General features: G+C 31.8%; 25 protein-coding genes and 2 tRNA genes. 11 read left to right on the top strand and 16 right to left on the bottom strand.

What is annotated here, in order from left to right; all coding sequences use genetic code 11:
- Window positions 1-158: 158 nt before the first annotated feature.
- The gene (htpG, locus tag O9267_RS05910; protein ID WP_298177123.1) at window positions 159-2,045 is read left to right on the top strand and encodes a molecular chaperone HtpG; all 1,887 of its coding nucleotides are present in this window, start codon (window positions 159-161) and stop codon (window positions 2,043-2,045) included.
- Between the two features lie 82 nt (window positions 2,046-2,127).
- On the opposite strand, the gene O9267_RS05915 is transcribed toward htpG, so the two are convergent.
- Entirely contained in the window at window positions 2,128-4,209 is a 2,082-nt protein-coding gene (locus O9267_RS05915; RefSeq protein ID WP_298177125.1) for an outer membrane beta-barrel protein, read from the bottom strand.
- A 289-nt stretch (window positions 4,210-4,498) separates the two neighbouring features.
- Between O9267_RS05915 and O9267_RS05920 the strand changes: the two genes are divergently transcribed.
- Window positions 4,499-4,900, top strand: coding sequence for a DUF2721 domain-containing protein (locus tag O9267_RS05920; RefSeq protein WP_298177128.1), 402 nt, complete (start codon window positions 4,499-4,501; stop codon window positions 4,898-4,900).
- A gap of 1 nt (window position 4,901) precedes the next feature.
- The gene (locus O9267_RS05925; RefSeq protein ID WP_298177130.1) at window positions 4,902-5,366 is read left to right on the top strand and encodes a hypothetical protein; all 465 of its coding nucleotides are present in this window, start codon (window positions 4,902-4,904) and stop codon (window positions 5,364-5,366) included.
- An 89-nt stretch (window positions 5,367-5,455) separates the two neighbouring features.
- Here the strand turns inward: O9267_RS05925 and O9267_RS05930 are convergent, their stop codons facing one another.
- The 4 genes from O9267_RS05930 to O9267_RS05945 all read right to left on the bottom strand — a co-directional run bounded on the left by O9267_RS05930 (window position 5,456) and on the right by O9267_RS05945 (window position 8,919).
- On the bottom strand, window positions 5,456-6,049 hold the full coding sequence (locus O9267_RS05930; protein ID WP_298177133.1) for a murein L,D-transpeptidase catalytic domain-containing protein: 594 nt from the start codon (window positions 6,047-6,049) through the stop codon (window positions 5,456-5,458).
- 103 nt (window positions 6,050-6,152) lie between these two features.
- Window positions 6,153-7,730 carry a S41 family peptidase gene (locus O9267_RS05935; RefSeq protein ID WP_298177135.1) on the bottom strand — a complete coding sequence of 526 codons (1,578 nt, stop codon included), beginning with the start codon at window positions 7,728-7,730 and terminating at the stop codon, window positions 6,153-6,155.
- Between the two features lie 38 nt (window positions 7,731-7,768).
- A complete protein-coding gene (locus O9267_RS05940) occupies window positions 7,769-8,197 on the bottom strand; it encodes a dCMP deaminase family protein (RefSeq protein ID WP_298177137.1) in 429 nt (142 codons plus the stop codon).
- Between the two features lie 128 nt (window positions 8,198-8,325).
- Window positions 8,326-8,919 (bottom strand): HupE/UreJ family protein, encoded by a 594-nt coding sequence (locus tag O9267_RS05945; RefSeq protein ID WP_298177139.1) that lies wholly within the window; start codon window positions 8,917-8,919, stop codon window positions 8,326-8,328.
- A gap of 143 nt (window positions 8,920-9,062) precedes the next feature.
- Here O9267_RS05945 and O9267_RS05950 point away from each other — a divergent pair, with 143 nt between their 5' ends.
- Window positions 9,063-9,494 (top strand): TerB family tellurite resistance protein, encoded by a 432-nt coding sequence (locus tag O9267_RS05950; RefSeq protein WP_298177141.1) that lies wholly within the window; start codon window positions 9,063-9,065, stop codon window positions 9,492-9,494.
- A gap of 65 nt (window positions 9,495-9,559) precedes the next feature.
- Here the strand turns inward: O9267_RS05950 and fbp are convergent, their stop codons facing one another.
- Window positions 9,560-10,567 (bottom strand): class 1 fructose-bisphosphatase, encoded by a 1,008-nt coding sequence (fbp, locus tag O9267_RS05955; RefSeq protein WP_298177144.1) that lies wholly within the window; start codon window positions 10,565-10,567, stop codon window positions 9,560-9,562.
- Window positions 10,568-10,703: 136 nt separating this feature from the next.
- On the opposite strand from fbp, the gene O9267_RS05960 reads away from it, so the two are divergent.
- The 3 genes from O9267_RS05960 (at window position 10,704) to O9267_RS05970 (ending at window position 13,375) form a co-directional block, all read left to right on the top strand.
- Entirely contained in the window at window positions 10,704-11,570 is an 867-nt protein-coding gene (locus O9267_RS05960; RefSeq protein ID WP_298177146.1) for a M48 family metalloprotease, read from the top strand.
- A gap of 5 nt (window positions 11,571-11,575) precedes the next feature.
- Window positions 11,576-12,043 carry a GNAT family N-acetyltransferase gene (locus O9267_RS05965; RefSeq protein ID WP_298177149.1) on the top strand — a complete coding sequence of 156 codons (468 nt, stop codon included), beginning with the start codon at window positions 11,576-11,578 and terminating at the stop codon, window positions 12,041-12,043.
- A gap of 78 nt (window positions 12,044-12,121) precedes the next feature.
- Window positions 12,122-13,375, top strand: a complete 1,254-nt coding sequence (locus O9267_RS05970) for an aspartate kinase (RefSeq protein WP_298177151.1) — start codon at window positions 12,122-12,124, stop codon at window positions 13,373-13,375.
- 197 nt (window positions 13,376-13,572) lie between these two features.
- Here O9267_RS05970 and O9267_RS05975 read toward each other — a convergent pair.
- Window positions 13,573-13,655, bottom strand: a tRNA-Leu gene (locus O9267_RS05975).
- 44 nt (window positions 13,656-13,699) lie between these two features.
- Window positions 13,700-13,772 (bottom strand) — tRNA-Lys (locus tag O9267_RS05980).
- A gap of 127 nt (window positions 13,773-13,899) precedes the next feature.
- On the opposite strand from O9267_RS05980, the gene O9267_RS05985 reads away from it, so the two are divergent.
- Window positions 13,900-14,418, top strand: coding sequence for a shikimate kinase (locus O9267_RS05985; protein WP_298177153.1), 519 nt, complete (start codon window positions 13,900-13,902; stop codon window positions 14,416-14,418).
- On the opposite strand, the gene O9267_RS05990 is transcribed toward O9267_RS05985, so the two are convergent.
- A complete protein-coding gene (locus O9267_RS05990) occupies window positions 14,407-14,907 on the bottom strand; it encodes a phosphoribosyltransferase family protein (protein WP_298177155.1) in 501 nt (166 codons plus the stop codon). The genes O9267_RS05985 and O9267_RS05990 overlap by 12 nt on opposite strands.
- 2 nt (window positions 14,908-14,909) lie before the next feature.
- Window positions 14,910-15,305, bottom strand: a complete 396-nt coding sequence (locus tag O9267_RS05995; RefSeq protein ID WP_298177158.1) for a S4 domain-containing protein — start codon at window positions 15,303-15,305, stop codon at window positions 14,910-14,912.
- Window positions 15,306-15,384: 79 nt separating this feature from the next.
- Between O9267_RS05995 and O9267_RS06000 the strand changes: the two genes are divergently transcribed.
- Entirely contained in the window at window positions 15,385-16,461 is a 1,077-nt protein-coding gene (locus O9267_RS06000) for a hypothetical protein (protein ID WP_298177161.1), read from the top strand.
- 57 nt (window positions 16,462-16,518) lie between these two features.
- On the opposite strand, the gene O9267_RS06005 is transcribed toward O9267_RS06000, so the two are convergent.
- Complete coding sequence (locus O9267_RS06005; RefSeq protein WP_298177163.1) at window positions 16,519-17,472, bottom strand: transketolase C-terminal domain-containing protein; 954 nt, start codon at window positions 17,470-17,472, stop codon at window positions 16,519-16,521.
- Window positions 17,473-17,476: 4 nt separating this feature from the next.
- Window positions 17,477-18,325 (bottom strand): transketolase, encoded by an 849-nt coding sequence (locus O9267_RS06010; protein WP_298177715.1) that lies wholly within the window; start codon window positions 18,323-18,325, stop codon window positions 17,477-17,479.
- A 171-nt stretch (window positions 18,326-18,496) separates the two neighbouring features.
- On the opposite strand from O9267_RS06010, the gene O9267_RS06015 reads away from it, so the two are divergent.
- Together O9267_RS06015 and O9267_RS06020 are read left to right on the top strand one after the other, a co-directional pair.
- A complete protein-coding gene (locus tag O9267_RS06015; RefSeq protein WP_298177165.1) occupies window positions 18,497-18,736 on the top strand; it encodes a CopG family transcriptional regulator in 240 nt (79 codons plus the stop codon).
- Window positions 18,729-19,004 carry a type II toxin-antitoxin system RelE/ParE family toxin gene (locus O9267_RS06020; RefSeq protein ID WP_298177167.1) on the top strand — a complete coding sequence of 92 codons (276 nt, stop codon included), beginning with the start codon at window positions 18,729-18,731 and terminating at the stop codon, window positions 19,002-19,004. The genes O9267_RS06015 and O9267_RS06020 overlap by 8 nt, the downstream gene beginning before the upstream one ends.
- A 55-nt stretch (window positions 19,005-19,059) precedes the next feature.
- Here O9267_RS06020 and O9267_RS06025 read toward each other — a convergent pair whose 3' ends face one another.
- The 4 genes from O9267_RS06025 to O9267_RS06040 form a co-directional block, all read right to left on the bottom strand.
- A complete protein-coding gene (locus tag O9267_RS06025) occupies window positions 19,060-19,749 on the bottom strand; it encodes a response regulator transcription factor (protein ID WP_298177169.1) in 690 nt (229 codons plus the stop codon).
- A 2-nt stretch (window positions 19,750-19,751) separates the two neighbouring features.
- Entirely contained in the window at window positions 19,752-21,038 is a 1,287-nt protein-coding gene (locus O9267_RS06030; protein ID WP_366521990.1) for a HAMP domain-containing sensor histidine kinase, read from the bottom strand.
- 119 nt (window positions 21,039-21,157) lie between these two features.
- Window positions 21,158-21,805, bottom strand: coding sequence for a hypothetical protein (locus O9267_RS06035; protein ID WP_298177171.1), 648 nt, complete (start codon window positions 21,803-21,805; stop codon window positions 21,158-21,160).
- 121 nt (window positions 21,806-21,926) lie between these two features.
- Window positions 21,927-25,346, bottom strand: coding sequence for a hypothetical protein (locus tag O9267_RS06040; RefSeq protein WP_298177173.1), 3,420 nt, complete (start codon window positions 25,344-25,346; stop codon window positions 21,927-21,929).
- Between the last annotated feature and the right edge of the window lie 28 nt (window positions 25,347-25,374).

Consider the following 25,374-nt stretch of genomic DNA (forward strand, 5'->3'; position numbering starts at 1 on the left):
TATAAGTTTACAAATATACAAATCATTAAAACAAATGTCTCTAAAACATCGATTAAATATAAGAAAATGCCTTTTAACGACAATTTGTCACATTATTAAATTTGGTATCTTATTTGAATTAGATAAAGCAAATCAAAATAATTTAAATAGTAACAATTATGACAACAGGAAAAATTAATGTTTCGGTAGAAAACATCTTTCCCTTAATCAAGAAATTCTTATATAACGATCACGAAATTTTCTTGCGTGAATTGGTTTCAAATGGGACTGATGCCACTTTAAAACTTAAACACCTAACCAGTATTGGTGAGGCAAAAGTTGAATACGGAAACCCTATTATTGAAGTAAAAATTGATAAAGAAGGTAAAAAACTTCACATTATCGACCAAGGATTAGGAATGACAGCTGATGAAGTTGAAAAATACATCAATCAGGTAGCTTTTTCTGGTGCTGAAGAATTTTTGGACAAATACAAAGATTCTGCCAAAGATTCAGGTATTATTGGACATTTTGGTCTAGGTTTTTACTCAGCCTTTATGGTTGCAGAAAAAGTTGAAATCATAACCAAATCATTCAAAGACGAACCTGCAGCACATTGGACATGCGATGGAAGCCCTGAATTTTCATTAACGGCTCATGACAAAACCGATAGAGGAACAGAAATCATTCTTCATATTGCTGAAGATTCATTAGAATTTTTGGAAGAATTCAAAATCAGAGAATTGTTGAATAAGTATAACAAGTTTATGCCTATTCCAATCAAATTTGGAACAAAAAAAGAAACACTTCCATTGCCAGACGGTGCTGCCGAAGATGCAAAACCTGAAGAAATTGAAGTTGACAATATCATCAACAATCCAAATCCGGCGTGGACAAAACAACCTGTCGATTTGACCGATGAAGATTATAAAAAATTCTACCACGAATTGTATCCAATGCAATTTGAAGAACCTTTATTTAATATTCATTTGAATGTTGATTATCCGTTCAACTTGACAGGAATTTTATATTTCCCAAAAATGTCAGCTGATTTGCAAATGCAAAAAGACAAAATTCAGTTGTACCAAAATCAAGTGTATGTAACTGATAATGTAGAGGGAATTGTGCCAGAATTTTTAGGAATGCTAAAAGGTGTTATTGATTCGCCAGATATTCCGTTGAATGTTTCACGTTCAGGTTTACAAGCTGATAGTAATGTGAAGAAAATTTCAAACTACATAACTCGTAAAGTTGCCGATAAACTAAAAGCTTTATTCAACGAAAATCGTGAAGATTTTGAAAAAAAATGGAACGATATCAAAATCGTTTTAGAATACGGAATGCTTTCTGAACCAAAATTCTACGAAAAAGCAGGTGATTTTGTTTTATATCCATCAGTTGATGACAAGTATTATACTTTGGCTGAATTGAAAGATGCAATCAAAGAAAATCAAACGGATAAAGATGGGAAATTAGTTGTGCTTTATGCATCAAACAAAGAATCGCAACACGGTTATATTGAAATTGCCAAAGAAAAAGGATATGAAGTTTTAGTATTAGATTCGCCAATTGTGTCGCATTTAATTCAAAAATTGGAAGGCGATAACGAAAAAATGACGTTTACTCGAGTAGATTCTGATCATATTGATAATTTAATCAAAAAAGAAGAAACACAAATATCTAAACTATCAGACGACGAAAAAGAAAACCTTAAAACAGTTGTTGAAGCTATTGTACCAAAACCAACCTATTCGGTTCAAATGGAAGCTCTTGATAGTAATGCAGCACCATTTATCATCACGCAACCAGAATTTATGCGTCGTATGAAAGAAATGAGCCAAACTGGCGGTGGCGGTATGTTCGGAATGGGAAATATGCCAGAAATGTACAATCTGGTTGTAAACACCAACTCTGAATTGGCAACAACAATCTTGAAAAACGAAGACAAATCGGCTCAAGAAAGTTTGGTAAAACAAGCATTAGATTTAGCTAAAATCTCTCAAGGATTATTAAAAGGTGAAGAATTGACCGCTTTTGTTAAAAGAAGTTTTGAGTTGATTAAATAAGAATAAAGAGAATAGAATAAAGAGAATAACCTGTGAGTGAAAACTTGCAGGTTTTTCATTTTAACTAATTCCTTAAAAATCACTAATTCCCATTTTCCTCTTTTTTATCATTTAACAAACTAGGATCTTCTTTTGCTAATTTATTTTTAGTAGGCAACTTGTAGTTTAGAGTAAACCCAAATTTTCGTGTATCGTTTTTATTATATGCTAATAACGGTGCATTAACTGGTTTAAAAAGACTTCTATTCATGTTAAAAATATCATCTCCGTAAATTGAAATTGTCAATCTATCGTTTAAGATTTTTTTGCTAAAAGTCAAGTCGAGGTAATTTCCGAAAGGTTTATCGGCAACAAAATAAAAATAATTTCCACCAGCAGTATTTATGCCATACTCTGCAATAAACTTAATCTCTTTTGGTAAAAGTACTTGCGACATTAAATTGATACTCCAAAATCCTTTAGTCTCTAAACTTGGTATTTGATGGTATTGATAGCCTGTATAAATGTATAAAAAGTTTATCTTATCAGGATTAAAATCAAATTTCATTGTTTCTTGCAATCCTTTAGTAAACAACATATAAGGCAATGGAAGTGCGAAATTAAAATTATGAATCTTTATTTCAGACAAGTTTACATTTGTATTCAAAATTTGATTAGCATTTAAACTTACTTGTTGTACTACTTGATTAGAAGCAGAACTCAAATTATATCCTAAATAAGCATAATCAAAAGCGCTAACCTTTATTTCAAAATTATCAAATATGGTTGGCTGCAAATTTGGATTACCAACCACAGAAACATTTTGATTTTCATAGGTTGTATTATTCGGATTTAAAGCCGAAGTAGATGGCAAGGTTATCTTCTTATTATAATTTACGTTAAAGAAAATTTGATTGGAAACATTGTACTGAATTGTCGCATTGGGGAAAAATCGAAATTGATTAAACGGTAGTAAATTAGTTTCTTCATTTCTACCTTCAATAGAATAATCCTCTGCTCTAGTGCCTAAAATAAAATCAAACTTTTTCAACTTAGCTTGAAACTCGATGTAACCCGCAGTTGTTATACGATTATATTCAAGATTGGTAATACCAAAACTTTTAGTGTCAAAAATAAGTTTGTCATACAATCCTCCAAAGCTCAGTTTTCCGTCATCTAAAATTTTTAATCCCTGAGAATAATCAATTTTTGCGGTGTAAAAATCTTGATTTGAAAAATTGTTTAATAAATCATTTGAGAATAATTTTGAAAACAAATTAAAATTATTTTTGTTTTTATTGTAATTCAAAACAAAATCCAATTTTTTACTTTTATCATCAAATCGTTTTTGATAAGTAACCACAAAATCTTGCCTAGTTGAAAGCGATTTCCCTTTGTCTAACGAACTAAATCCTTCACCAAAACCTTCTATTTCGCTATCTCCATTGCTAGTAAAAACATCATAATTTAGCAATAATCTATCTTTATTTATATCAATAGTAATACCGGATTTTAAGAATTGTGATCTATTGATTCTATCCGTTGATGTATTTGATAAAAATACATTATTGTCAGTTTTCAAAAATGAATTCCACAAAGCATTTTCTCTATAATTTTGACCAAAATTTAGTTGCCATCCGAAGTACTTATTTCTTGCATTTAATAACATACTATTATAGGTTCTAAACCTCATTTTATCATAATTATTGAAGGCTGAACTAGTTGTGTAAGTAGCTGTTAAATATTTTTTCGCATTTTTATTGGTAATGATATTCAATATTGCACCACCTGCAGTTGCTGGAAATTCAGCACCTGGCTGTGTAATAACCTCAATCCTATCAACAGAATTTGCTGGCAAACCTTCAAGAAAAGAATTGAGTTCATTATTTGAAATATTCAACGGACGTCCATCTAAAAAAACTTCTAATAATTTACCTTGATACATCATTCCTGCAACATCAGAAGAAACTAATCCTGGTAGTTGCTTGATAGTTTCCATAAGAGTTCCAGCACTAAGATTTGATTGATTTGCAATACTAAAAATAGTTCTATCAGCCTTGTGCTCAATTGCTTTTTTCTCATTCTTAATAACGACTTCTTTCAATTGCAATGAATCCTTAGTCTTATCTTGAGCAGAAACAGATAAAAATGAAAGTAAAACGATAAATAGTATTGATTTTTTCATGAATTGAGATTGTGCCTTTAGTTTAAGACTACTAATATTTACAAATGTTACAGTTTTCTTAAAAAGAATTAAAAAACTTCTAAGATATACTAGTATGGCGATGTATCTTAATTTTTATATATTTATCAAAAAAAGTGTTTATGCAATTTGAACTTCGTCCTTGGCAACTTTCTGATATCAATAATATACCAAAATATGCTAATAATATAAATATGAGAAGTTTATTTATGGTGTGAGAAACTAATAAATTAGTAACTTCGTACCACGTAAATCAAACCTCACACCTATCATGACACTCAACATAGAAACTCCTGCGCTACTCTTTTCTGCTACATCGCTAATTCTTTTGGCATACACCAACAGATTTTTGACAATTGCTCAAATTGTACGTGGATTAAAAAAAACGTATGACGAAAAAGAAAACAAAAGTATTTTACTAGAAATTAAGAACCTAAACTTGCGACTAACACTTATAAGATATATGCAACTTTTTGGAGTTATGAGCTTATTTCTTTCGGTTTTTGGAATGTTGGTTTTGTTTTTAGAATTGCAAATAGTTGGAATTTATATTTTTGGCGCAAGCTTACTTTGTCTTTTAATTTCGTTGGGAATTTCTTTTTGGGAAATCAGTATTTCGGTTACGGCTTTGCGTGTACACTTGAGTGATTTATTAGATTCTAAAAAAGAGTAAAATGGCTATAGAATGGTTATCAATACTGAAAAGTGTTCCCGAATTATTATCAGGATTAGGAAGTTTGGTCAAAAACAATCGCGCAACCAAAGATGCTTTGATTCGTGAATTGCGACTTAATATAAAAGCATTTGAAACAGCTAGCAAAACCAAAAAAATTAATTTTGACAAACTAGTTGATTTGTTGCACAATGAAGCCATTCAAACTGCTCGAAAAGAACGTTTTACCTTCAATTCAATAAAAGCTGGAAAAATAGAAGAAACCGATGTTTATGACAAAAGAAATTTACGCTTTATTGGTAAAGATTGTAACTGGTTATTTAAAAATATTTATGAAAAAATAGAAGATTTACGAATTCAGAAAAACTACAACGACTCGCTTAACAATATTGAAAACAGTAATATATCACTTCAATTTTCTAACTTATTTTATAAACTGAAATTGTTGGCAGATTATATTCAATAAACAATTAAACCTTTTCAGATTTTCATAGTCTAATTATAGGTTAGTTAATTTGGAGCAAATCCCGCAGGAAATTTTTTTTGCGGGATTTTCTATTCAACAATCCAAAGTAAAACTGGCTTTTCGGTTTTTTGCAATTTCTTATCTAATTTTTTCATAAAATCATCAGAAACTGCCGGACAACCCCAACTTAACGGACTATACTTTGGGTTAATTTCTTCATCAGAAACCGCACTCCAAGAATGTAAAACCACTACTCTATCAACCGCATTTTTGTTGCTTTTTTCTAATCCGTGAAGCCAATATTTAACTTTTATTCCCCAACTGCTATAATCTCGTTTTCCAATTTTATATTTGCCTTTCATCGAACAATGACTATCCAATTTATTACTAAATTTAACCTTTTCCCACTTGTCTGGATTTTCTTCAAATTGGTCGCAACTTCCATGTGTCACAAGATTTTTATCAATAACTTTTTTGGTTGCAAAATCATATACAAAAAAACGATTGCTACCAGAATGAATACTCAAATCGACTAAAAAATAAAAATCCTTATTATAATTGTTTTCTTTACAAAAAGCCAATGCCTCATCATGTATTTTGGAATAATTTTTGGCAACAGATTTTGTACTTGAGTTATTGCAACAGATAAAGCATAAAAAAACTACGAAAAGGAAGTGTTTCATTTTTTGTTACTAATTGATTTGAGACTTATTCAAAATTAGATAACAAGAAAAAGATGCTTTTATTTTTAGGAGAAATTGTTAATTATTTGCCAAGATTTTCAAGCTATTTTTTAGACAAAACAGCCTTAATCATTGGATCTTCTTTCAAGATAATTTCGTAGTACTTTTGTTCGCCATAAAGTTGTCTGGCAAATTCGGCCGTAATGTATCTTTTTACAACTGATTTGTTTTTTTGCAACGAAAGCTCAACACCATTTTTCACCAAATAAGCACTGAAATTATTGAAATACAAGTCGGTTTTATCCATTTTAGACAAAAATTCTTGATACGACAAATTTTTAAATTGATTGCGGTTACTGTCAATTTGCTCAAAAACAAAATGTCCAGTAATTCCCGATTGCATTAGATACAGAATAGCTTCTTGTCCGTGTTCGGTTTCAATTGGCACGAAAACGTCTGGTACAATTCCGCCACCGCCGTAAACAATTCGTCCTTTTTTGGTTTTGAATTTTAATGTATCAGCAATTTTGATACTGTCTTTATTGTACAATTCACCTTCGCTAAAACGTTTTTCAAATTCGTTGAAATAGGCTTCGCTTTCACCTTTTTTATAGTGTTTTTGAATGGAACGACCACTTGGCGTGTAATATCTTGCAATTGTCAAACGAACCGCTGAACCGTCATCAAAATTCATTTCGCGTTGTACCAACCCTTTTCCAAACGAACGACGACCAATAATAGTTCCTCTGTCATTATCTTGAATAGCACCAGCTAGAATTTCACTTGCAGAAGCGCTATTTTCATCTATTAAAATATAAACTTTTCCTTTTTCGAAAAGTCCATCGGCTGTTGCAAATGTTTTATCGGTATTTCCTTTTTTGGTTTTGGTAAAAACAATTAACTCTTTATCTTTTAGCAAATCATCGGCAATTTCGACAGCTGTTTCTAGATAACCACCACCATTTTCGCGCAAATCGATTATTAAACTAGTAGCTTTTTGTTGGATTAATTTTTGCAAACCTTCTTTAAATTCAACATCTGTTTTTTCGGCAAAACGGTTTATTTTTATATAACCCAAATTAGGTTGTACCAAGACCGCAACATCAACACTTTTTAAAGGCACAACATCTCTATTAACTTTGACTTTGAACTTTCTTTTTTCGGTTTTTCTAAAAACAGTTAACTCAACTGTTGAACCTATTTCACCTTTAAGTTTGGTGAAAAGTGAATCTGTTGGCAATTTTCTCCCAAAAAGTTTATGGTTATCAGCGTATAAGATTCTATCACCTGCTTTTATACCAGCCTTTGCTGATGGTCCATTGGCTATTGGTTGAATAACAGCAACTGTGTCGTTGTACATGTAAAAACTAACACCAATTCCAACAAAATCGCCACGCATACTTTCAGCAACGGCAACTTGCTCGCTTGGTGGCACGTAAACCGAATGAGGATCAAGTTGCGCTAGAATATTGGTAACTGTTAAGTCTACAATAGAATCGGTGTTGACATCATCAACATATTCGTTATCGATAAAACTTATTAGTTTATTTAGTTTGGATTTATAGTTTTTTTGCCCCGAATAATTTCTATCAATTGGAAAATCTAAAACACCACCAATAAGGATTCCGATGGCTAAAGCACCGAAAAGTAAGATTGGAATATGTTTGTTATGGATTCTCATTACTGTTTAAACGAAAAATTGCTTTATATATTTCAATATTAATCTAATTCTTCTATTTGGTCAACTATAACACCTGCTTTTACTAGAAAATCAATTCCAGAAGTGTCACGATAGCCGTTTTGGTAAACAACACGTTTTATTCCAGATTGGTGAATTAGTTTGCTACATTCTTTGCATGGTGAAAGTGTTATATATAATGTTGCTTCGTCACACGATTGTGTTGAATTGGCTACTTTAGAAATAGCATTGGCTTCGGCGTGAAGCACATACCATTTGGTTAAACCTTCTTCATCTTCGCAGCAATTTTCAAAACCAGATGGAGTACCGTTATAACCATCGGAAATGATCATTCTATCTCTAACTATTATGGCTCCTACTTGCTTGCGTTTACAATAAGAAAGTTTGCTCCATTCGGATGCCATGCGTAAATAGGCTTTGTCGTATTTGGCTTGTTTTTTTTCTATCATTGTGTTTTGAAAAACTGATTTCTGTTCAAATGGTTTACTGTCTAGCCCTGATCGTAGCGGCACCTTGTAGAGCGAAGAGCAGGAAAATGATTTACAAATATAACTACTGATTCGCTCCTAAAACAAATTTAGTAGCTCCAAATTTTGCTTTCGATAATCATGGGTGTTACAACTCCGACGACAAAGGCTGATAAAATGAGAACGAAGTCGCGTTTGGAAAATCGAAAAAATGTTTGCAATAGCCATGAAAAAATGAGAACTGTCAGTACTACAATAATTTGTGCGGCTTCAATTCCAGTCGCAAATTCTAATAACGGGATAACTTTGTCGGTTGGTTTTCCTGACAAAATAGAATTGAAATAATTAGAAAATCCAAGTCCGTGAATGATTCCGAAGAACAATGTGATGAAACCAATGAAATTCATATTATTGTTTTTGGAAGTTTTTCCTGCTGTAAAAAGATTATAAATAGCCGTTACTAAAATAGTTATTGGAATAAGAAATTCGACAACATCGGCTTTTACAAAAACGACTTTGAAAACAGAAAGTAGCAAAGCTAAAGTATGCCCAACGGTGAAAATGGAAACCAAAATTAAGACTTTCTTCCAATCTTTGAAGGTATAAGGAACCACCATTGCAATTAGAAAAAGGATGTGATCGTAGGCATTTATATCTAAAACGTGCCTTAAACCTACTTGAAAATAAATCCAAAACTCAGACATAGTAGAAAATTGATAGATTAGGTAGTGTAAACTTACGATTAAATTTGTTTCTACAATAATACATTAACTTTTTAAAAACTTACTAATTGATTTTTAAATAATCTGAAATAGGTTTATATTTGCATAACAAAACTAATATACTTATGTCATTTTCAGATTTATTTGATAGCGAATTTAAAACCAGAAACAAAGGTCATTTTTCAGCAATTGTTCGTGTTGCTATGGCTGACGGAGATTTGAGCAAAGAGGAAAAAGAATTTTTAGATAAATTAGCGGTTCGTTTAGAGATTTCGGCTGCTGAGTACGAAGAAATTCTTGAAAACCCTTCTAAATACCCAATCAATCCACCTTATTCATACGCGCATCGTTTAGAGCGTTTGTATGATTTATCAAGAATGGTTTATGTTGACCATGTTCTTGGAGAAAAGCAAAAAGAGATTTTAACACGTTTTGCTTTAGCATTAGGTTTTACACCTGGAAATGTTTCTTTTATAGTTGATAAAGCATTGTCATTGTTAGTAGTTGGTGTTGACTTAGACACTTTTACTTATGAAATGACACATATGAATAAATAATTACGAGGTAAAAAAATACGAAGTACAAAGTATAAAAAAATCCTGATTGCTCAGGATTTTTTTATTTATTTATGTTCGTCCATAAACTCTTCGGCTTTGGCAACCATATTGTAGCTTCCGCAGAAAAATGGTACACGTTGATGCAATTCTGTTGGTTGAATTTCCATAATCCTTTTGTAACCATTAGATGCTTTTCCGCCAGCCTGTTCAGCTATAAATGCCATTGGATTACACTCGTACAACAAACGTAATTTTCCATCAGGAGCTTTTGAACTTGTTGGATAAATATAAATTCCGCCTTTTATCATATTACGGTGCATATCTGAAACCAAGCTTCCAATATAACGAGAAGTGTATGGTCTATCGCCTTCTTCTAACTGACAATATTTGATGTAGCTTTTAACTCCTTGCGGAAAATGAACATAATTTCCTTCGTTGATAGAATAAATTGTTCCATCTTTAGGATATTTCATATTTGGATGCGAAAGATAGAACGTACCAATAGCTGGATTTAGAGTAAAACCATTTACACCATGACCTGTTGTATAAACTAGCATGGTCGAAGTTCCATAAATAACATAGCCAGCTGCGACTTGTTGAGTTCCTGGTTGCAGAAAATCTTGAGATGTTACTGGTGTTCCTACTGGAGTTACTCTTCTAAAAACTGAAAAAATGGTTCCTACCGAAACATTTACATCAATATTAGATGAACCATCTAGTGGATCCATCAAAACCACATATTTATTGCTATGACTATTGTCAGAACCTGCAACAGTTATAAAATCATCATTTTCTTCAGAAGCAATACCGCAAACAATTTCGCGATTGATTAACGTTTGAATAAAAACATTATTAGCATACACATCCAACTTTTGTTGGTCTTCACCTTGAATGTTTTGTTCGCCTGCAGCACCAACAATATCAACCAATCCAGCTTTGTTTACCTTGTAGTTTACAACTTTGGCTGCTAGTCTAATAGAGTTAATAATTCTGGATAATTCTCCCGAAGAATATTGAAATGCATTTTGATTTTCAATAATAAATTCACCTAAAGTTTTGTTGCGTTCTTCCATTTACGAAATCGATGTAGTTGTTTGTGCAAATATCGTTTTTTTAATTAAAATTCAATCTAAAAACTGTAAAAATTCTAGTAAAAAAATTACGAAACTTGTTTTATCTTTGTTGCTCAATTTTTTAACATCATTTAGAATGAAATCAAGACAATTATTTTTAGGAATATGTATCGTATTATTTAGTTTTACTAAAACGACTGCGCAAATAAAATTAGGAGATAGAGCTTTAGGAGCTTTGCAAAACGGAGTAGCAAGTTTTACATTTAGTAATGAAACTGCAGCTGCACTTGCAAAAGAAGCCGTAAGAAAAATGGATTCTACAAATGTTGTTGCAGGTCCAAAAGATGGTTATGCTTTGCGATTGAATAGAATTTTTGGCAAACATGCTACTGAAAATGGATTGGCTTTAAACTACAAAGTTTATTTGACAAAAGATATAAACGCTTTTGCCTGCGCTGATGGAAGTGTACGTGTTTTTTCAGGTTTGATGGATATTATGGATGATAATCAATTATTAGCTGTAATTGGTCACGAAATTGGTCACGTTGCTAATGAAGATACAAAAGATGCCATGAAAGCAGCCTACAGAAAAGCGGCTTTGACTGATGCCATTGCTTCACAATCGGATAAAGTAGCTAAACTAACTGATAGCCAATTAGGACAAATTGGAAGTGCCATGTTAGATAGCAAACACAGCAGAAAACAAGAATCAGATGCAGATACTTACTCTTATGATTTTATGAAAAAACATGGTTATAATGTAAATGCAGTAGCTTCGGCTTTTGAATTATTAGCAAGTCAAAGTGGTGGTGCTTCTGCCGATTTCTTGTCACAAATGATGAGCTCACATCCAGATCCTTCTGAAAGAGCTACAACTGCAAAAGCAAGAGCTGAAGCTGATGGATTATATAAACCTTACAAGCAAGGGACAATAAATAACAAAGCGACAACTACTAAAGCAACAACAAAAAAGCCAACAAAAAAAACAGCTAAAAAGAAATAATATTTATGATTATTAGAAAAGCTGTAAAAGAAGATATGCCTCAAGTTCTTGAATTAATTCAGGAATTAGCAACCTTCGAAAAAGAACCAGATGCTGTTGTCGTAACAGTTGAAGATTTAGTTCGTGATGGCTTTTCTGAAAATCCATTATTTTATTGCTTTGTTGCCGAAGTTGGTATTGAGATAATTGGAATTGCCTTTTACTATTACAGATATTCTACTTGGAAAGGAAAAACCATTCATTTGGAAGATTTAATTGTAAAAGAAAGTAAACGTCGTTCAGGCGCAGGTTTTGCTTTGTATAGCGAAATTATTGAACAAGGAAAAAGAGACAATGTTCGCAGAATTGAATGGAATGTCCTCGATTGGAACACACCAGCAATTGAATTTTACGAAAAAACAGGTGCAAAAGTGCTTGATGATTGGCGAGTAGCACAAATGGATGAAAACGGAATGAATAACTTTTTAAAGTAATAAAAAATATCAACACAGATTTTTAAAATTTTAGAAATTTCTAAAATCAGTGTTCCAAAAAAATAGAAATAATTTAAGATGAGAATATTCAAATTTGGTGGCGCTTCTGTGAAAGATGCCGATGGTGTAAAAAATGTAGCATCTGTTCTAGAAAAAGTGGGACATGAAGATGTTTTAATTGTAATTTCTGCAATGGGAAAAACGACCAATGCACTTGAAGTTGTAATCAAAAATTATTTTGAAAAGTCAAATGAATTCAATGCATCATTACAAGAAGTTAGAAAATACCATAATCAAATATTATTAGAGCTTTTTGAAGATGAAGAGCATGATGTTTATTTTGCTGTAAATAGCCATTTTGCAGATTTAGAATATTTCTTAAGAAGCAATAAATCGCCTAATTATAACTTTGTTTACGATCAAGTTATTAGTTATGGAGAAATCGTTTCTACCACAATTGTAAGCCATTATTTCAACGAAAAAGGGTTAAAAAACAATTGGATAGATGTTCGCAATTTAATCAAAACAGATGCGACTTATCGTGATGCAAATGTAGATTGGGAACAAACTCAGAAATTAATTTCAAAAGGAATTAAAAAGAAAACTTTGAATATTACACAAGGATTTATTGGTTCTGACGAAAATAATTTTACCACAACTTTAGGAAGAGAAGGTTCTGATTATACAGCAGCTATTTTCGCTTATTGCTTAAGTGCCGAAAGTGTAACCATTTGGAAAGACGTTCCAGGCGTTTTGAATGCCGATCCAAGGTATTTTGAAAATGCTGTTTTGTTAAATCAAATTTCGTATCGTGAAGCAATTGAGTTGGCATTTTATGGCGCTTCGGTAATTCACCCAAAAACGTTACAACCTTTACAGAAAAAAGAGATTCCTTTATATGTAAAATCATTTATAAATCCGCTTTTACCAGGAACAAGTGTTTCTAAAGGCGAAGATTTGAATCCGAAAACTTCTTGCTTTATTGTTAAGAAAAATCAATTGTTGATTTCGTTATCATCAATCGATTTTTCATTCATTATGGAAGAAAACATCAGTGAAATTTTTGCTTTGTTACATAAATTCAAAATAAAAGTAAGTCTGATTCAGAATACAGCTATTAGTTTTTCAATTTGTATTGAAGATAAATTTGGAAATTTCAATGATTTAAAAAACATATTATCTAAAAAATTCAAAGTTTCTTATAACGAAAATGTATCGCTTTACACCATTAGACATTACACCAAAGAAGCTGCAGAAATTGTAGAAAAAGATAAAACTATTTTGGTAAAACAAATTTCGAGAGAAACTATGCAAGTGGTAACTAAGGAGTGATTTTGATAAATTTTTAAAAATAAGCAACTCTAAAAAACTAAATATACTGTTTTTTAGAGTTGCTTTTTTTTATTACATAACCACGGTGTGACTTACTTCGTCTTTCCCAACAAAGCTCCGCTTTGATAATAGAAAAAAGCTCTAAAAAACATTTCAAGCGAGCTTGATGCTTTTTAGAGCTTTTTTCTATTCATCCGTGACCACGGTGGGATTTGAACCCACACGCCCTTACGAGCACCACCCCCTCAAGATGGCAAGTCTACCGTTTCTCCACGTGGCCTTAACTAAAAAAAGCCATTCACCTAAGGCGAACGACTTTTATTGTGACCTGGCTGGGGCTCGAACCCAGGACCCCATCATTAAAAGTGATGTGCTCTACCAACTGAGCTACCAAGTCATTATCATTTCTTCAATGCGGGTGCAAATATAAGGCGATATTATTTATATTTCAAATCAAATTTGTTATAAATTTGTCTTTTTTTAGTAATTATCTTTAACAACCTAATATATAAGGTTTTATTCTCATGAAAAAAATAATTTTGATAGGTTATATGGGTTGTGGAAAGTCAACAATTGGCAAATTATTGGCGAAATCATCTAATTTTGAGTTTGAAGATTTAGATTTTTTTATCGAAAAAAAGTTAGAAACTTCTATCGAAACGATTTTTAAAACAAAAGGAGAAATCTATTTTAGGAAAATTGAAAACCAATTTTTAGTTGAACTTTTAGAATCAAATGAAAAAATGGTTTTAAGTCTTGGCGGAGGAACACCTTGTTTTACAAATAACAATAAAATTCTTTTTACAGATAAATACATAACGATTTATCTTAAAGCTTCAATAAACGAGCTTTACAATAGACTTGAGAAAAACAAAGACAAACGTCCGTTACTAGCCAACTTAAATTCAGAACAAATGAGAGAATATATTAGAATACACCTTTTTGAGAGAAGTGTATTTTACAATCAAGCCACATATACAATTAATGTTGATGGAAAATCACCTGATGAAATAGTCCGTGAAATTAAAGATTTACTCTTCTAAAAAAGCATAATCTCCTTTTTCATCAAAAACGACTTGAACATGCTCAAGGGAAGATGTGCTTAGCGAAATCCCCTTAAAATCGGCTTTTACGGGATACTTTTTATGATTTCTATCTACTAATACTGCTGTCTTGAATTTCTTCAAAGGAACATCTAGAAAATGCTTCACACCATACACCAAAGTAGTTCCAGAATTTAGTACGTCATCAACCAAAACCAATCCTTTATTAGTATATTCTTCTTTTGAAATAGATGTTGAAATTGGTTTACTTGGATTTTGTTTGTCAATAGTAACCTCACAAAGAATGACTTTGATATCAGAAATTGATTCTAAAGCATGAGCAATTTTATTTGCAAAAACAAAACCGTTTGAAGCAATGCCAGCAATAATAATGGTTTCTTCACCAACAAACGTTTCATAGATTTGGTAAGCAATTCGTTTGATCTTATGCTCAATTTCTTGATGATTTAAAATTCTATTTTCATTCATAATTATACTATATTATCCCAATCTTCGGTTATTGTTTCATTTCCAAACTCGTCTAAATCTCTTCTATCTTTTTTGGTAGGTCGACCATCACCAGTTTTTCGATAATGTTCTTTTGATAGCTTTAATAACTCTAAATGCTGATAAGCTTCTGCTGGCGTTTCGTCTTTTCTATAAATATCAACCAGCTTCGCGCCTACTCTATTTTCAGGCACGTCCAAAACGGTGATAATATGCGTAATTTGGTCTTTTCTAAAAGTAATCGTGTCCGTTGCAAAAACTTCTTTAGATGGCTTTGCTACTTGACCATTTACAGTAACATGATTTTTTTTACAAGCTTCGGTAACCATATTTCGGGTTTTATAATATCGTACACACCATAAATATTTGTCAACTCTCATAAATTTTCTTAAAATCAACGTTAAATTTGTTTACCAAAATAAATCTATATTGTATCTTGCGCCATCAAAACACATTATAATGAACAAATTTAAGTTTTATTTTATTCTTTTTTCAACTCTTTTAGTATTATTTTCTTCTTGTAATAAAGATGATGACGAAGTTGCCGCAACACCTTTAAGAGATTTTGGTGATCAATTTAAAACTGACATTGAAAATATTGAATTATATTTAAGTACTCACAAATTGAATCCTGATATTACCGATTATGCAGCAAACGTAAATAGTTCAAATTTATTAATTAAATGTTCATCAACAGATTTAGCTAGATTATCTTTATTAGGCGAAAATACCAGTCCTAAATTACTTTCTAAATTAGTTAATAAACACGATATAACATACAAAGTCTATTACTTACAATTTCAAGAAGGGAATTCAGTAGAAAAACCGTGTCCATATGATGAAATATTGGTTACCTACAGAGGAACATCTTTAAAAAGTGAAACCGAAACTCAGACAAGTGGTCAAGTTAAAGTTGTAAACGAAACTGAATTTGAAAATTCACCTGTTGCAAACTTATTTAATTTAGGTACTGTTTTTGTAAAAGGCTGGCCTGAAATATTCCCTATGTTTGGTATAGGAGTTTTTGACGAAACAGCTACTGGTAATGGACCAAATGTATATACTAATTATGGAGCTGGTATTATGTTTTTACCATCTGGATTAGCTTATTACCAACAATCACCACAAACAAATATACCAAGTTATTCACCTCTTGTTTTTAGTTTTCAATTATTAAATCTTAAAAGAAGTGATAATGATAACGACGGTATTTTAACAGTTGATGAACTTGCAGTAAATAGTGAGGGCAAATATACAGATACTGATGGTGATGGTATATATGATTTTGGAGATATTGATGATGATAATGATGGTTTTACAACTCTAAATGAAATAAAAAAACCAACTCCTTTAGGAATAAATCAAGGAACAAGTCTGTATTACCCATTTAATCCAATAGTTGACAATCCGTTAACTACGGATATTGATGAATCCGAACCAAAAGGAATTCCAGATAAATCAGGAGATTTCTCAACTCCAACAAGAGTTAGAAGACATTTAGACAAAAATGCAAAACCGCCATATACTACTTATTAAATAAAAAAATCCCTTCAAACTAAAACTTGAAGGGATTTTTAAATTATACTAAACTAGTTATTTTCTTTTCATAACTCTTTCAACGGCATCAACAATTGCTTGATTGTTTAGCTTGTATTTTTCCATCAATTGTTCTGGAGTTCCGCTTTCGCCAAAGCTATCGTTTACGGCAACAAACTCTTGAGGTTTTGGATTGTTAAGTGCCAAAACTCTTGCAACACTTTCTCCTAATCCGCCTAAAAAATTATGCTCTTCGGCTGTTACAATACAACCAGTTTTAGCAACCGATTTTAAAATAGCTTCTTCGTCTAAAGGTTTAATAGTATGAATATTGATTACTTCAGCTGAAATTCCTTTTTCTTCTAACTTTTCAGCAGCAATTAATGCTTCCCATACTAAATGTCCAGTTGCTACAATAGTGACATCTGTACCTTCATTAAGCATAATCGCTTTACCAATTACAAATGGTTCGTCGGCTGGCATAAAATTTGGCACAACTGGACGACCAAAACGCAAATAAGCTGGTCCATGATGGTCGGCAAGAGCAAGTGTTGCTGCTTTGGTTTGGTTATAATCGCAAGTATTGATTACGGTCATTCCTGGCAGCATTTTCATCAAACCAATATCTTCAAGAATTTGGTGTGTAGCACCATCTTCACCCAATGTTAATCCGGCATGAGAGGCGCAAATTTTTACATTTTTATCTGAGTAAGCAACCGATTGACGTATCTGATCATAAACTCTACCAGTAGAAAAATTGGCAAATGTTCCTGTAAATGGAATTTTTCCACCAATAGTTAATCCTGCTGCAATACCAATCATATTAGCTTCAGCAATTCCAATTTGGAAAAAACGTTCTGGATGGTTTTTCTTGAAATCGTCAAACTTTAACGAACCTATTAAATCGGCACAAAGCGCCACAACATTTTCGTTTTTTTGTCCCAATTCGGTCATTCCTGCACCAAAACCTGAACGTGTATCTTTACTTCCTGTATTTGTATATTTTTTCATAATTCTAGTAATCGCCTAAAGTTTCAACATTTTGTTCTAAAGCCTTTGCTAATTGCTCATCATTTGGAGCTTTTCCGTGCCATGCGTGTGAATACATCATGTAATCTACACCATTCCCCATTTCGGTATGCAACAAAATACAAACTGGTTTTCCTTTTCCAGTTCGTGATTTGGCTTCATTAAGTCCAGCTATTATTGCTTCTAGGTTATTTCCTTCAACAACTTCTAAAACATCCCAATCAAAAGCTTCAAATTTTGCTCTTAAACTTCCCATGTTCAAAACTTCGTCAGTTGTTCCATCGATTTGTTTTCCGTTTAAATCGACAGTTGCAATTAAGTTGTCAACTTTTTTGGCAGAAGCATACATAATGGCTTCCCAGTTTTGACCTTCTTGTAGTTCGCCGTCACCGTGAAGTGAATACACTAAATTAGTATCATTGTTTAATTTTTTTGCTTGAGCAGCACCAATTGCCACCGACAAACCTTGTCCTAATGACCCTGATGCAATACGAACTCCAGGCAAACCTTCATGAGTTGTTGGATGCCCTTGTAAACGTGTGTTTAATTTTCGGAAAGTTGCCAATTCTGAAACTGGAAAATAGCCGCTTCTTGCTAAAACGCTATAAAAAACAGGAGAAATGTGACCGTTAGAAAGGAAAAATAAATCTTCTCCTTTTCCGTCCATATCAAAACCATCTTTTCTGTTCATGATTTCTTGGTAAAGTGCCACTAGAAATTCTGCACAGCCAAGTGAACCACCCGGATGCCCTGAATTTACAGCATGTACCATTCGCAAAATGTCGCGACGAACTTGTGTTGTTAAATCTTGTAGTTGTTGAATGTTTGCCATTATATGTAGTTAAATTTATGATGTGGCAAAAGTAAATGTATTTTATAGTTGTTACAAATCTATTTAGCAGAAGTTATTAATGGTTTTGAACAATAGTTTACTAATTTATTTTGAGAAAAAATTAGTATAATCAAAACAAAATGGTGTATATTTACACCACAAAATATGTTATATATGTCGAGACAAAGTATTACATTAGCTAATCAAAATGATGAATGGTTAAAACAACAAGTAGCTAACGAAGAATTTACTAGTAAAAGTGAAGCAGTAAATTATTTAATCAAGCAAGCTCGTGAGCAAGATGCTTATGTTGAATTTGTGAGAATGAAGATAGAAAAGGCAGAGAAAAGTGGTTTTAGCACAAAGACTAAAGAAGAATTATTAGAAGAAATTAAGAAAAAATTGAATGTATAGTTATAAACTTAACATTCAAGTTGAAGAAGATTTGACTCGGATTTTTGAATATGGTATTGGTCTATTTGGGTTGGAACAAGCTGTTAAATATTACGAAATGTTTTTTGAATGTTTTTCTAAAATAGCATCAAATCCTTTTTTGTTTCCCAATGGTAATCATTATAAAAGAGGATATCGCTATTGTGTTTGTGGAGTTGACACTATTTTTTATAAAATTAATGCCGATGAAATAGAAATCATGGTAATCATTGGCAGGCAAAATTTTTAGTAATAAATATTCCTGTTTTTATCAAATGATTTTCAATAAAATAAATAATTTAAATTTACTCCGAAACAGAAAACTTAAACCCGATTCCGTGAAGATTTTCGATAGTGATGTTTTTTTCGTTTACTAGAATTTTGCGCAAACGCGAAATAAAAACATCCAAACTTCTGCCCAAAAAATAATCGTCATTTCCCCATAAAGCCTTGAGAATTTCTTCTCTTTTTAGTACTTTATTTTTGTTATCGAGGAAAAGTTTTAACAATTCTGATTCGCGTTGGGTAAGGTTTACTTTTTCGTTTGAATTAAAAACCAAAAAATTGGTTGGGTCAAATTGGTAGTTGCCCACTTTATAAAATTCTTGTCCTTGGACTTTATTTTTTTGTGAACGCTTGAGAAAAACTTCAATTTTGAGCACCAACTCTTCGATGCTGAAAGGCTTTACCAGATAATCATCGGCACCTAATCGCAAGCCTTTGATTCGATCTTCTTTTAGTGTTTTTGCCGAAAGAAAAATGATTGGAATATCTGAATTTACTTTTCTAATGGCTTCTGCTAATTCAAAACCGTCCATTTTGGGCATCATGATATCGAAAATGCAAATGTCAAAATTTTCTTTTTGAAATTTTTCTATACACAAAGCACCATCTGAGCAATGATGGACTTCGTAGCCGTTTTGCTCCAAATTGTCTTTGGTTAAAAAAGCTAAAGTTTCGTCGTCTTCGGCATATAAAATTTTAAATTGACTCATTTTTATTTGATTAAAAGTGATACTGTTATTCCTTTTTCGGTGTTGTTTTTTGCGCTAATTTGCCATTTATGAAGTTCGCATATTTTTTTTACGTAATACAATCCAAGCCCGAAACCATTGACTTCATTGCTTTTTTGTGTGGCTTCGCGATAAAATTTATCAAAAATAAATGGCAATTTTTTCTCTGAAATTCCAATTCCGTTGTCGATAAATTTGATGACTGAATGTGTGTAAGTTTTTGAAATTTCGATAGTTATTTTTGGTTTTCCGTCACAATATTTTATTGAATTATCAACTAAGTTATAAATGAGATTGGTAAAGTGAAAAACATCGGCTTCGATTTCGATATTTGACAAAATGGTTTTTAGTTCAACAGTCACCTCTTCATTTCTAAGTTTCACATTTTCAATTACTTCTTCGATGATTGAAATGACTAAAACTTTTTCTTTTCTAATAACCATTTGCACACTATCGGACTTGGCAACGGTCAAAATTTTCTCGATATGACTGTTTAATTTTTTACTTTGTTCGATGATGATTTTGGAATAATTAGAAAGTCTCGCGTCCGATTTTATTTTGTCTTGATTGATTAAATAATTGGAAGCAATCAAAATGGAAGACAATGGCGTCTTGAATTCGTGCGTCATATTATTGATAAAATCGCGCTGTAATTCGGAGTATTTTTTTTGTTGCAAAATCGTTACAATTGAATATACATAAACCAATAAAATAATGATTAAAGCAAATGAAAGTATAAACCAAAATTTGAGTGAACTGAACAAAAAAGAGCGTTCATTAGGAAAACGAACCGCAAAATAATAAACCAAATTTTCATGCTTTGGAAAAAAAACGGATGTTTTATTATTGCTTTTATCTAGTGAAATGTAATTTCCATAAACCATTTCGTCACTTTGACAATTGTACATGGCGTATTCAAAGTCGGTTTTGATCGACGCTTTTTCAAATTCAGATTTTAGGTAAAATTCTAAAACTTCGGCATCAAAATCGTTGTTGACATTTACAATATAATAATCGTTAGAAACCTTCTGAATTGGATTTTCAGACGGCAGTTCATTATTGGTTCCTTCGTATAATTTTTTGGCAACTTCTAGCAAAGAAACGTACACTTTTTGACTGAATTTTTTTTCTTCAATCGTGTAGGCTTGCTTTGTCCAAAGTAATTGTGCCACCAAAATCCCAATGATAGCAACCAATCCGAGAATTATAATGGTATTTAATCTGTTAATTTTCAAAAAACTTCTTTTAAATTCAATGCTAAAAATAGTCATTTTTTATAATCAAAACTAGACTTAACAACTCATTAACATGATTACGTCTTGTCAAACTCCAATAAAAAAACTCCAAAACATTGAAGCTTTGGAGTTTCTATTTTAGAAAAGCGAAAAAATTAATTTTCGTCTCTATCAATATATGTTTTGTTACCGTTTTTGTTGATGTAGTATTTTCCACCTCTTGGTCCAGTGTATACTTTGTTTCCATTGTATTCTCCCGTTACTTTGTCAGCAACTTTTGGAGCTTTTTCGTTAGTTTCTTTTTCTACTTTTTTTGCTTTAGTAGTAGCTGTTTTTTTAGCAGTAGTTGCTTTTGCATCAACACCTTTAGTTACTTTTGTAGCTTTATCTTCAGTATTTTTGAAACGTTTGTCAACTGTTCCATCTTTTTTAAGTTTTGTTCCTTTTTCTTCTACTTCTTTTTTAGCTTTAGTAGTTTTCTCTTTAGCTTCTTTTGTAGTTTTAGTCGCTTTTTCTTCTACATCTTTCTTAGCTTTAGTAGTTTTCTCCTTAGCGTCTTTTTTAGTTTTGTCAGCCTCTTTTTTCGCTTTAGCTGCATCTTTTTCTGCTTTTTTAGCTTCTTTTTCTGCGTCCTTTTTAGCTTTAGCTTTATCTGCTTTTACTTTCTCAGCTTTCTCAGCTTTTTCTTTTACAATTTTTTCTGTTTTAGCTTTTGTTTTAGATTTTTTCTCTTTTACTTCTTGAGCAAAAATCGTATTTGAGAAAACAAATACTAAACATAACAATAATACTTTTTTACTCATGGTGAAAAGATTTGTTTTTTGGGATTCGTGAATCTTCGATTTCATAGTTTTTCTTTAATTAAATTTGAATGTTAAAATTAATGTTTTTTATTTAACAAAAACCATTCCATAAATATTTTTTTTAAAAATAGGCTCTCAATTGTACACTTCCGGTATGTATAGTTTGGCTTGTTTCACTTTTTCGACCTTGATAATTTACATTTACATCAAGATATTGGGTTAAGTTTTTCTGAATTAATAAACGCCAAACCGTGTTTTTTCCTGATTGTAAACCTTCTAGAATTTGAAAAGCTGCTGGTGTTGTTTGACTTCCAACAAAGTCATTGTTATAAAGAGAAAACTCACCGTTCATTGTTAATTTTTTTTCATTTGAAAAAGTGAAAGAAGTTCCAAATCGTGATTGTTTCAAGCTTTCAAATTCACCAATTTGATTGTCTTTTTTCTGAAATTCGTAAAATAAATCCCAACTAGCATTTTTTGAAAATAAATAGGAAACTTTTGGCATGAATTGGTAGCCTTTTATTTCATAATTTCTTGACGAAATTGTTTCTGTAAATCCAATATCTTTAATAGAAGTTGCCGTTTTTATGGTTTTTCCGTCGGCTTCAAATAGCCAATTAGTTTGAACTAAATGCTGGTATTGCAATTGATGTGATTGGTTTTTGCTTTCTTGCGAACCAATTGAAAGCAGATTTCTAGCGCGACTATTCAAGAAAGTATAAGTTGTGGAATGTTTTTGTTTACCACGATTGTAAAACAAACTATTTCTAAAACTCGTGTTCAAACCCAACAAATCGTTTTCGGAATTGCTAAACGGATTCAAATCGAAATTGTCCTCTTTTCGTTTAATTTTTCTATCAATTAAAAAGGAAGTTTGGTTATAAAAATAAGATAGTAATTTCTTAAAACCTTTTTCGTTTTGCCATTTTTGGAGATTGAAAGTTACTGATTCTGAAAACTTATTTTGATGAGTTTTTACAAAATTTTGATTCGGTAAAAACACTCTAACATATTTAGCTTGATCTGGAAAAGGAGCTATTTCGAACTCTTCTAATTCCTGAATTCCGTTATTATTGTAGTCATTCCAAGTGTAAACACCTTGTCCTGGTTCGACTTCTAAATAGGTGAATTCTTGTTGAAAAATCGAACCCGAATTGGTTTCAAATGCTGTTGTAGTTTGCAATAATTGACCGAAAAACTGATCGTTGTACAAAATTCTCGAATTCAACGAAGGTTCATCAGCAATCGATTGGTCTTCATATTTCAAGTTTCGATAATTGATGTAAACCGACAAATCACTTTTCTCGTTTTGAATCAATTTTGATTTCATATAATATGACTGCGAATGGTTAACACGTTGCACAAATCCGCTTTGTAAACTATCATTAGCTCTTTGCAAATAACCAATTTCAACAAAAACTTTTGTGCTATCGCCACGACCAACAAATGTTCCAAACTCGGTAAATTTTTGGCTTAAAGCCGAATAAGAATTAGTCGTTTTTAGTTTTTCTTTATTATCTTCAAGTCGAACTGATGAACCAATCCAATTTTTGTTAAAATGAAATTTAGCCTGCGTTTGATGACGAATAAAATCTGACTTAGCGGTTGTTCCATCGCTTTTCATTACACTACTTAAATTGTTCATCGTCCAATTTTTTAATTTGAAATTTCCGTTGATTGTATGTCGATTTCCTGAAAAATTACTAGAAAAATTTAGGTTTTCATATTGATAAGTAAATGCTCCTTTTTGTGGTAAATTAAAATTCAAACCCGAAACCAAATAACTTTGATTTCCTTCAAGCGATGAAATATTCCAATCGCGGTTGAATTCAATTGTGTAAAGTCGTTCAATAGTTCTAAAATCTTTTTGAACCAATTGAAAATTTGCAAAAGCATCAACTTCCCATTTTTTGGTAAAAAGGCGTTGTTTGGCATTTATTTTACCAGCTAAACCATTGTTATCATTATCATTTTGTGTTGAAAATAAGTTCAAATCGTTGTTGCTAATTCCAATTTCAAAATCGACCAACGTTTTTTCAGTAGGATTGAATTTTCCAAATAAATTAGCAATTTGAATTTTGGTTGGCGCAATCAACCTTATGATAGGCTCATAATTTCCTTGTTTTTCACCTGCAATAGGTGCAACATATTCATAGATTTTGCCAATTGCATTTCCGTTTTTCAGAACATAATTTCCTTGTTTTTCGCCTTGAAAAGTAAAGCGAACATTGTATAAAATATCTGTTGAAACGTTTGAATATTCAAAAACTTCAACACCATCAATACTAGTTTTTTTGTATAAAATTTTATTTTCAGAATAACTATCTTCATAGGCTGAAGGCGAAGTCATTAAGGTAGAATTATCGCCAGCATTTACAAGAATTTGCGCTTGTTCTTCAGATAAATTTTGTTGTAACGACTGATTTTTAATATCATTTTCTGAATAAACATTAGCACCAATACTCCACGATTTGGTTTCATGAGAAGCGCCAAAATAGGTCACAAAACGAGTATAATTTCTATCGGAATATTGGTATTCAATAGAAATTCGCATTTCGGAAGTTATTGGAAATAAAGACGTAAATGTGATTTCTCCAGCATTATAATCGATAACGTAATCTTTGTTTTCGCCGCGTTCTTTCAGAATTCCGTTAACATAAACTCGCTCAGAACCCGAAATTACCAAAATAAAGAGTTCACCATTAGTTCCACGTAATTTATACGGACCTTGATTGCCTTCTTGTCCAACAAAAGCACTTTTGGCATATTGACCTCGCACCAATGCACCCGATGCAAAGACATTGGTTTTATGTTCGTCATTTCCAAAGTTGAAATTGGTGGACAAACCTTGTACTTTTTTATTGAAATTTAGAAACCTTGATTTTCGATTTTCTAAAAATAAATCGCCAGCACGAATAGCCCATTTATCTGAAAAAAGTTCAATGAAAATTTGATCAAATTCATCTAATCTTTGCGAGTATCCATTGTCTTGAAGTGGAATATTACTATCTTGAATAGAAGCGCGAAGACTGACTTTATCAGAGATTTTACCGGTGATTTGCAAATCCAAGTTAGAATTTACAACCGCATTTTGATTATTTCCAATCGTAACACCACGAGTGATGCTTCCAGAAGTATTCAAACCATCAAAAGGCTTGAAAGCATTGAGTTTTGCTTCTTGAATTGAATATAAATTTCCTTCGCGGTTAGGAACCAATTTACTTTCATCATAAATAGAATAAGTTTTGGTCAAAAAATCAGGAAATTTAAGATACTGAATCGTGAGTGAATCTTGTGAAATGTAATTAGGATTGAAAATAAGTTTTCCTTTTTGGAAATTTATTTTGTATAAACTAGAATCAATAACACTTTCATTTTTATCAAAAATCTTGAAATAAGAATCATTGATACTGTTTTTTTCAATAGCGATTGTGTCTTTGGTAAAAGCAATTTTTTTTGTAGCATAAGTCGAACCGTTTTCTTGAGCCAAAAGCGCAGAAAAACAGAAAAGAAAAGCGACGATTAAATACTTTTTTGCCATACTAACTATAACGTCAAAAGTAGTATTT

It is taken from the genome of Flavobacterium sp. (genome assembly GCF_027531705.1).
In the GTDB taxonomy this organism is placed as follows: Bacteria; Bacteroidota; Bacteroidia; order Flavobacteriales; family Flavobacteriaceae; genus Flavobacterium.

Bases quoted from the DNA above. Each gene is read 5' to 3' on its own strand.
- O9267_RS06030 (WP_366521990.1), bottom strand. From the start codon at position 21,038: ATGACTATTTTTAGCATTGAATTTAAAAGAAGTTTTTTGAAAATTAAC.
- O9267_RS05920 (WP_298177128.1), top strand. From the start codon at position 4,499: ATGACACTCAACATAGAAACTCCTGCGCTACTCTTTTCTGCTACATCG.
- O9267_RS05935 (WP_298177135.1), bottom strand. From the start codon at position 7,730: ATGAGAATCCATAACAAACATATTCCAATCTTACTTTTCGGTGCTTTA.
- htpG (WP_298177123.1), top strand. From the start codon at position 159: ATGACAACAGGAAAAATTAATGTTTCGGTAGAAAACATCTTTCCCTTA.
- O9267_RS05990 (WP_298177155.1), bottom strand. From the start codon at position 14,907: ATGAATGAAAATAGAATTTTAAATCATCAAGAAATTGAGCATAAGATC.
- O9267_RS05915 (WP_298177125.1), bottom strand. From the start codon at position 4,209: ATGAAAAAATCAATACTATTTATCGTTTTACTTTCATTTTTATCTGTT.
- O9267_RS06015 (WP_298177165.1), top strand. From the start codon at position 18,497: ATGTCGAGACAAAGTATTACATTAGCTAATCAAAATGATGAATGGTTA.
- O9267_RS05930 (WP_298177133.1), bottom strand. From the start codon at position 6,049: ATGAAACACTTCCTTTTCGTAGTTTTTTTATGCTTTATCTGTTGCAAT.
- O9267_RS05970 (WP_298177151.1), top strand. From the start codon at position 12,122: ATGAGAATATTCAAATTTGGTGGCGCTTCTGTGAAAGATGCCGATGGT.
- O9267_RS06005 (WP_298177163.1), bottom strand. From the start codon at position 17,472: ATGAAAAAATATACAAATACAGGAAGTAAAGATACACGTTCAGGTTTT.
- fbp (WP_298177144.1), bottom strand. From the start codon at position 10,567: ATGGAAGAACGCAACAAAACTTTAGGTGAATTTATTATTGAAAATCAA.
- O9267_RS05960 (WP_298177146.1), top strand. From the start codon at position 10,704: ATGAAATCAAGACAATTATTTTTAGGAATATGTATCGTATTATTTAGT.
- O9267_RS05945 (WP_298177139.1), bottom strand. From the start codon at position 8,919: ATGTCTGAGTTTTGGATTTATTTTCAAGTAGGTTTAAGGCACGTTTTA.
- O9267_RS06000 (WP_298177161.1), top strand. From the start codon at position 15,385: ATGAACAAATTTAAGTTTTATTTTATTCTTTTTTCAACTCTTTTAGTA.
- O9267_RS06020 (WP_298177167.1), top strand. From the start codon at position 18,729: ATGTATAGTTATAAACTTAACATTCAAGTTGAAGAAGATTTGACTCGG.
- O9267_RS05995 (WP_298177158.1), bottom strand. From the start codon at position 15,305: ATGAGAGTTGACAAATATTTATGGTGTGTACGATATTATAAAACCCGA.
- O9267_RS05985 (WP_298177153.1), top strand. From the start codon at position 13,900: ATGAAAAAAATAATTTTGATAGGTTATATGGGTTGTGGAAAGTCAACA.
- O9267_RS06040 (WP_298177173.1), bottom strand. From the start codon at position 25,346: ATGGCAAAAAAGTATTTAATCGTCGCTTTTCTTTTCTGTTTTTCTGCG.
- O9267_RS05950 (WP_298177141.1), top strand. From the start codon at position 9,063: ATGTCATTTTCAGATTTATTTGATAGCGAATTTAAAACCAGAAACAAA.
- O9267_RS05940 (WP_298177137.1), bottom strand. From the start codon at position 8,197: ATGATAGAAAAAAAACAAGCCAAATACGACAAAGCCTATTTACGCATG.
- O9267_RS06025 (WP_298177169.1), bottom strand. From the start codon at position 19,749: ATGAGTCAATTTAAAATTTTATATGCCGAAGACGACGAAACTTTAGCT.
- O9267_RS05925 (WP_298177130.1), top strand. From the start codon at position 4,902: ATGGCTATAGAATGGTTATCAATACTGAAAAGTGTTCCCGAATTATTA.
- O9267_RS05965 (WP_298177149.1), top strand. From the start codon at position 11,576: ATGATTATTAGAAAAGCTGTAAAAGAAGATATGCCTCAAGTTCTTGAA.
- O9267_RS06035 (WP_298177171.1), bottom strand. From the start codon at position 21,805: ATGAGTAAAAAAGTATTATTGTTATGTTTAGTATTTGTTTTCTCAAAT.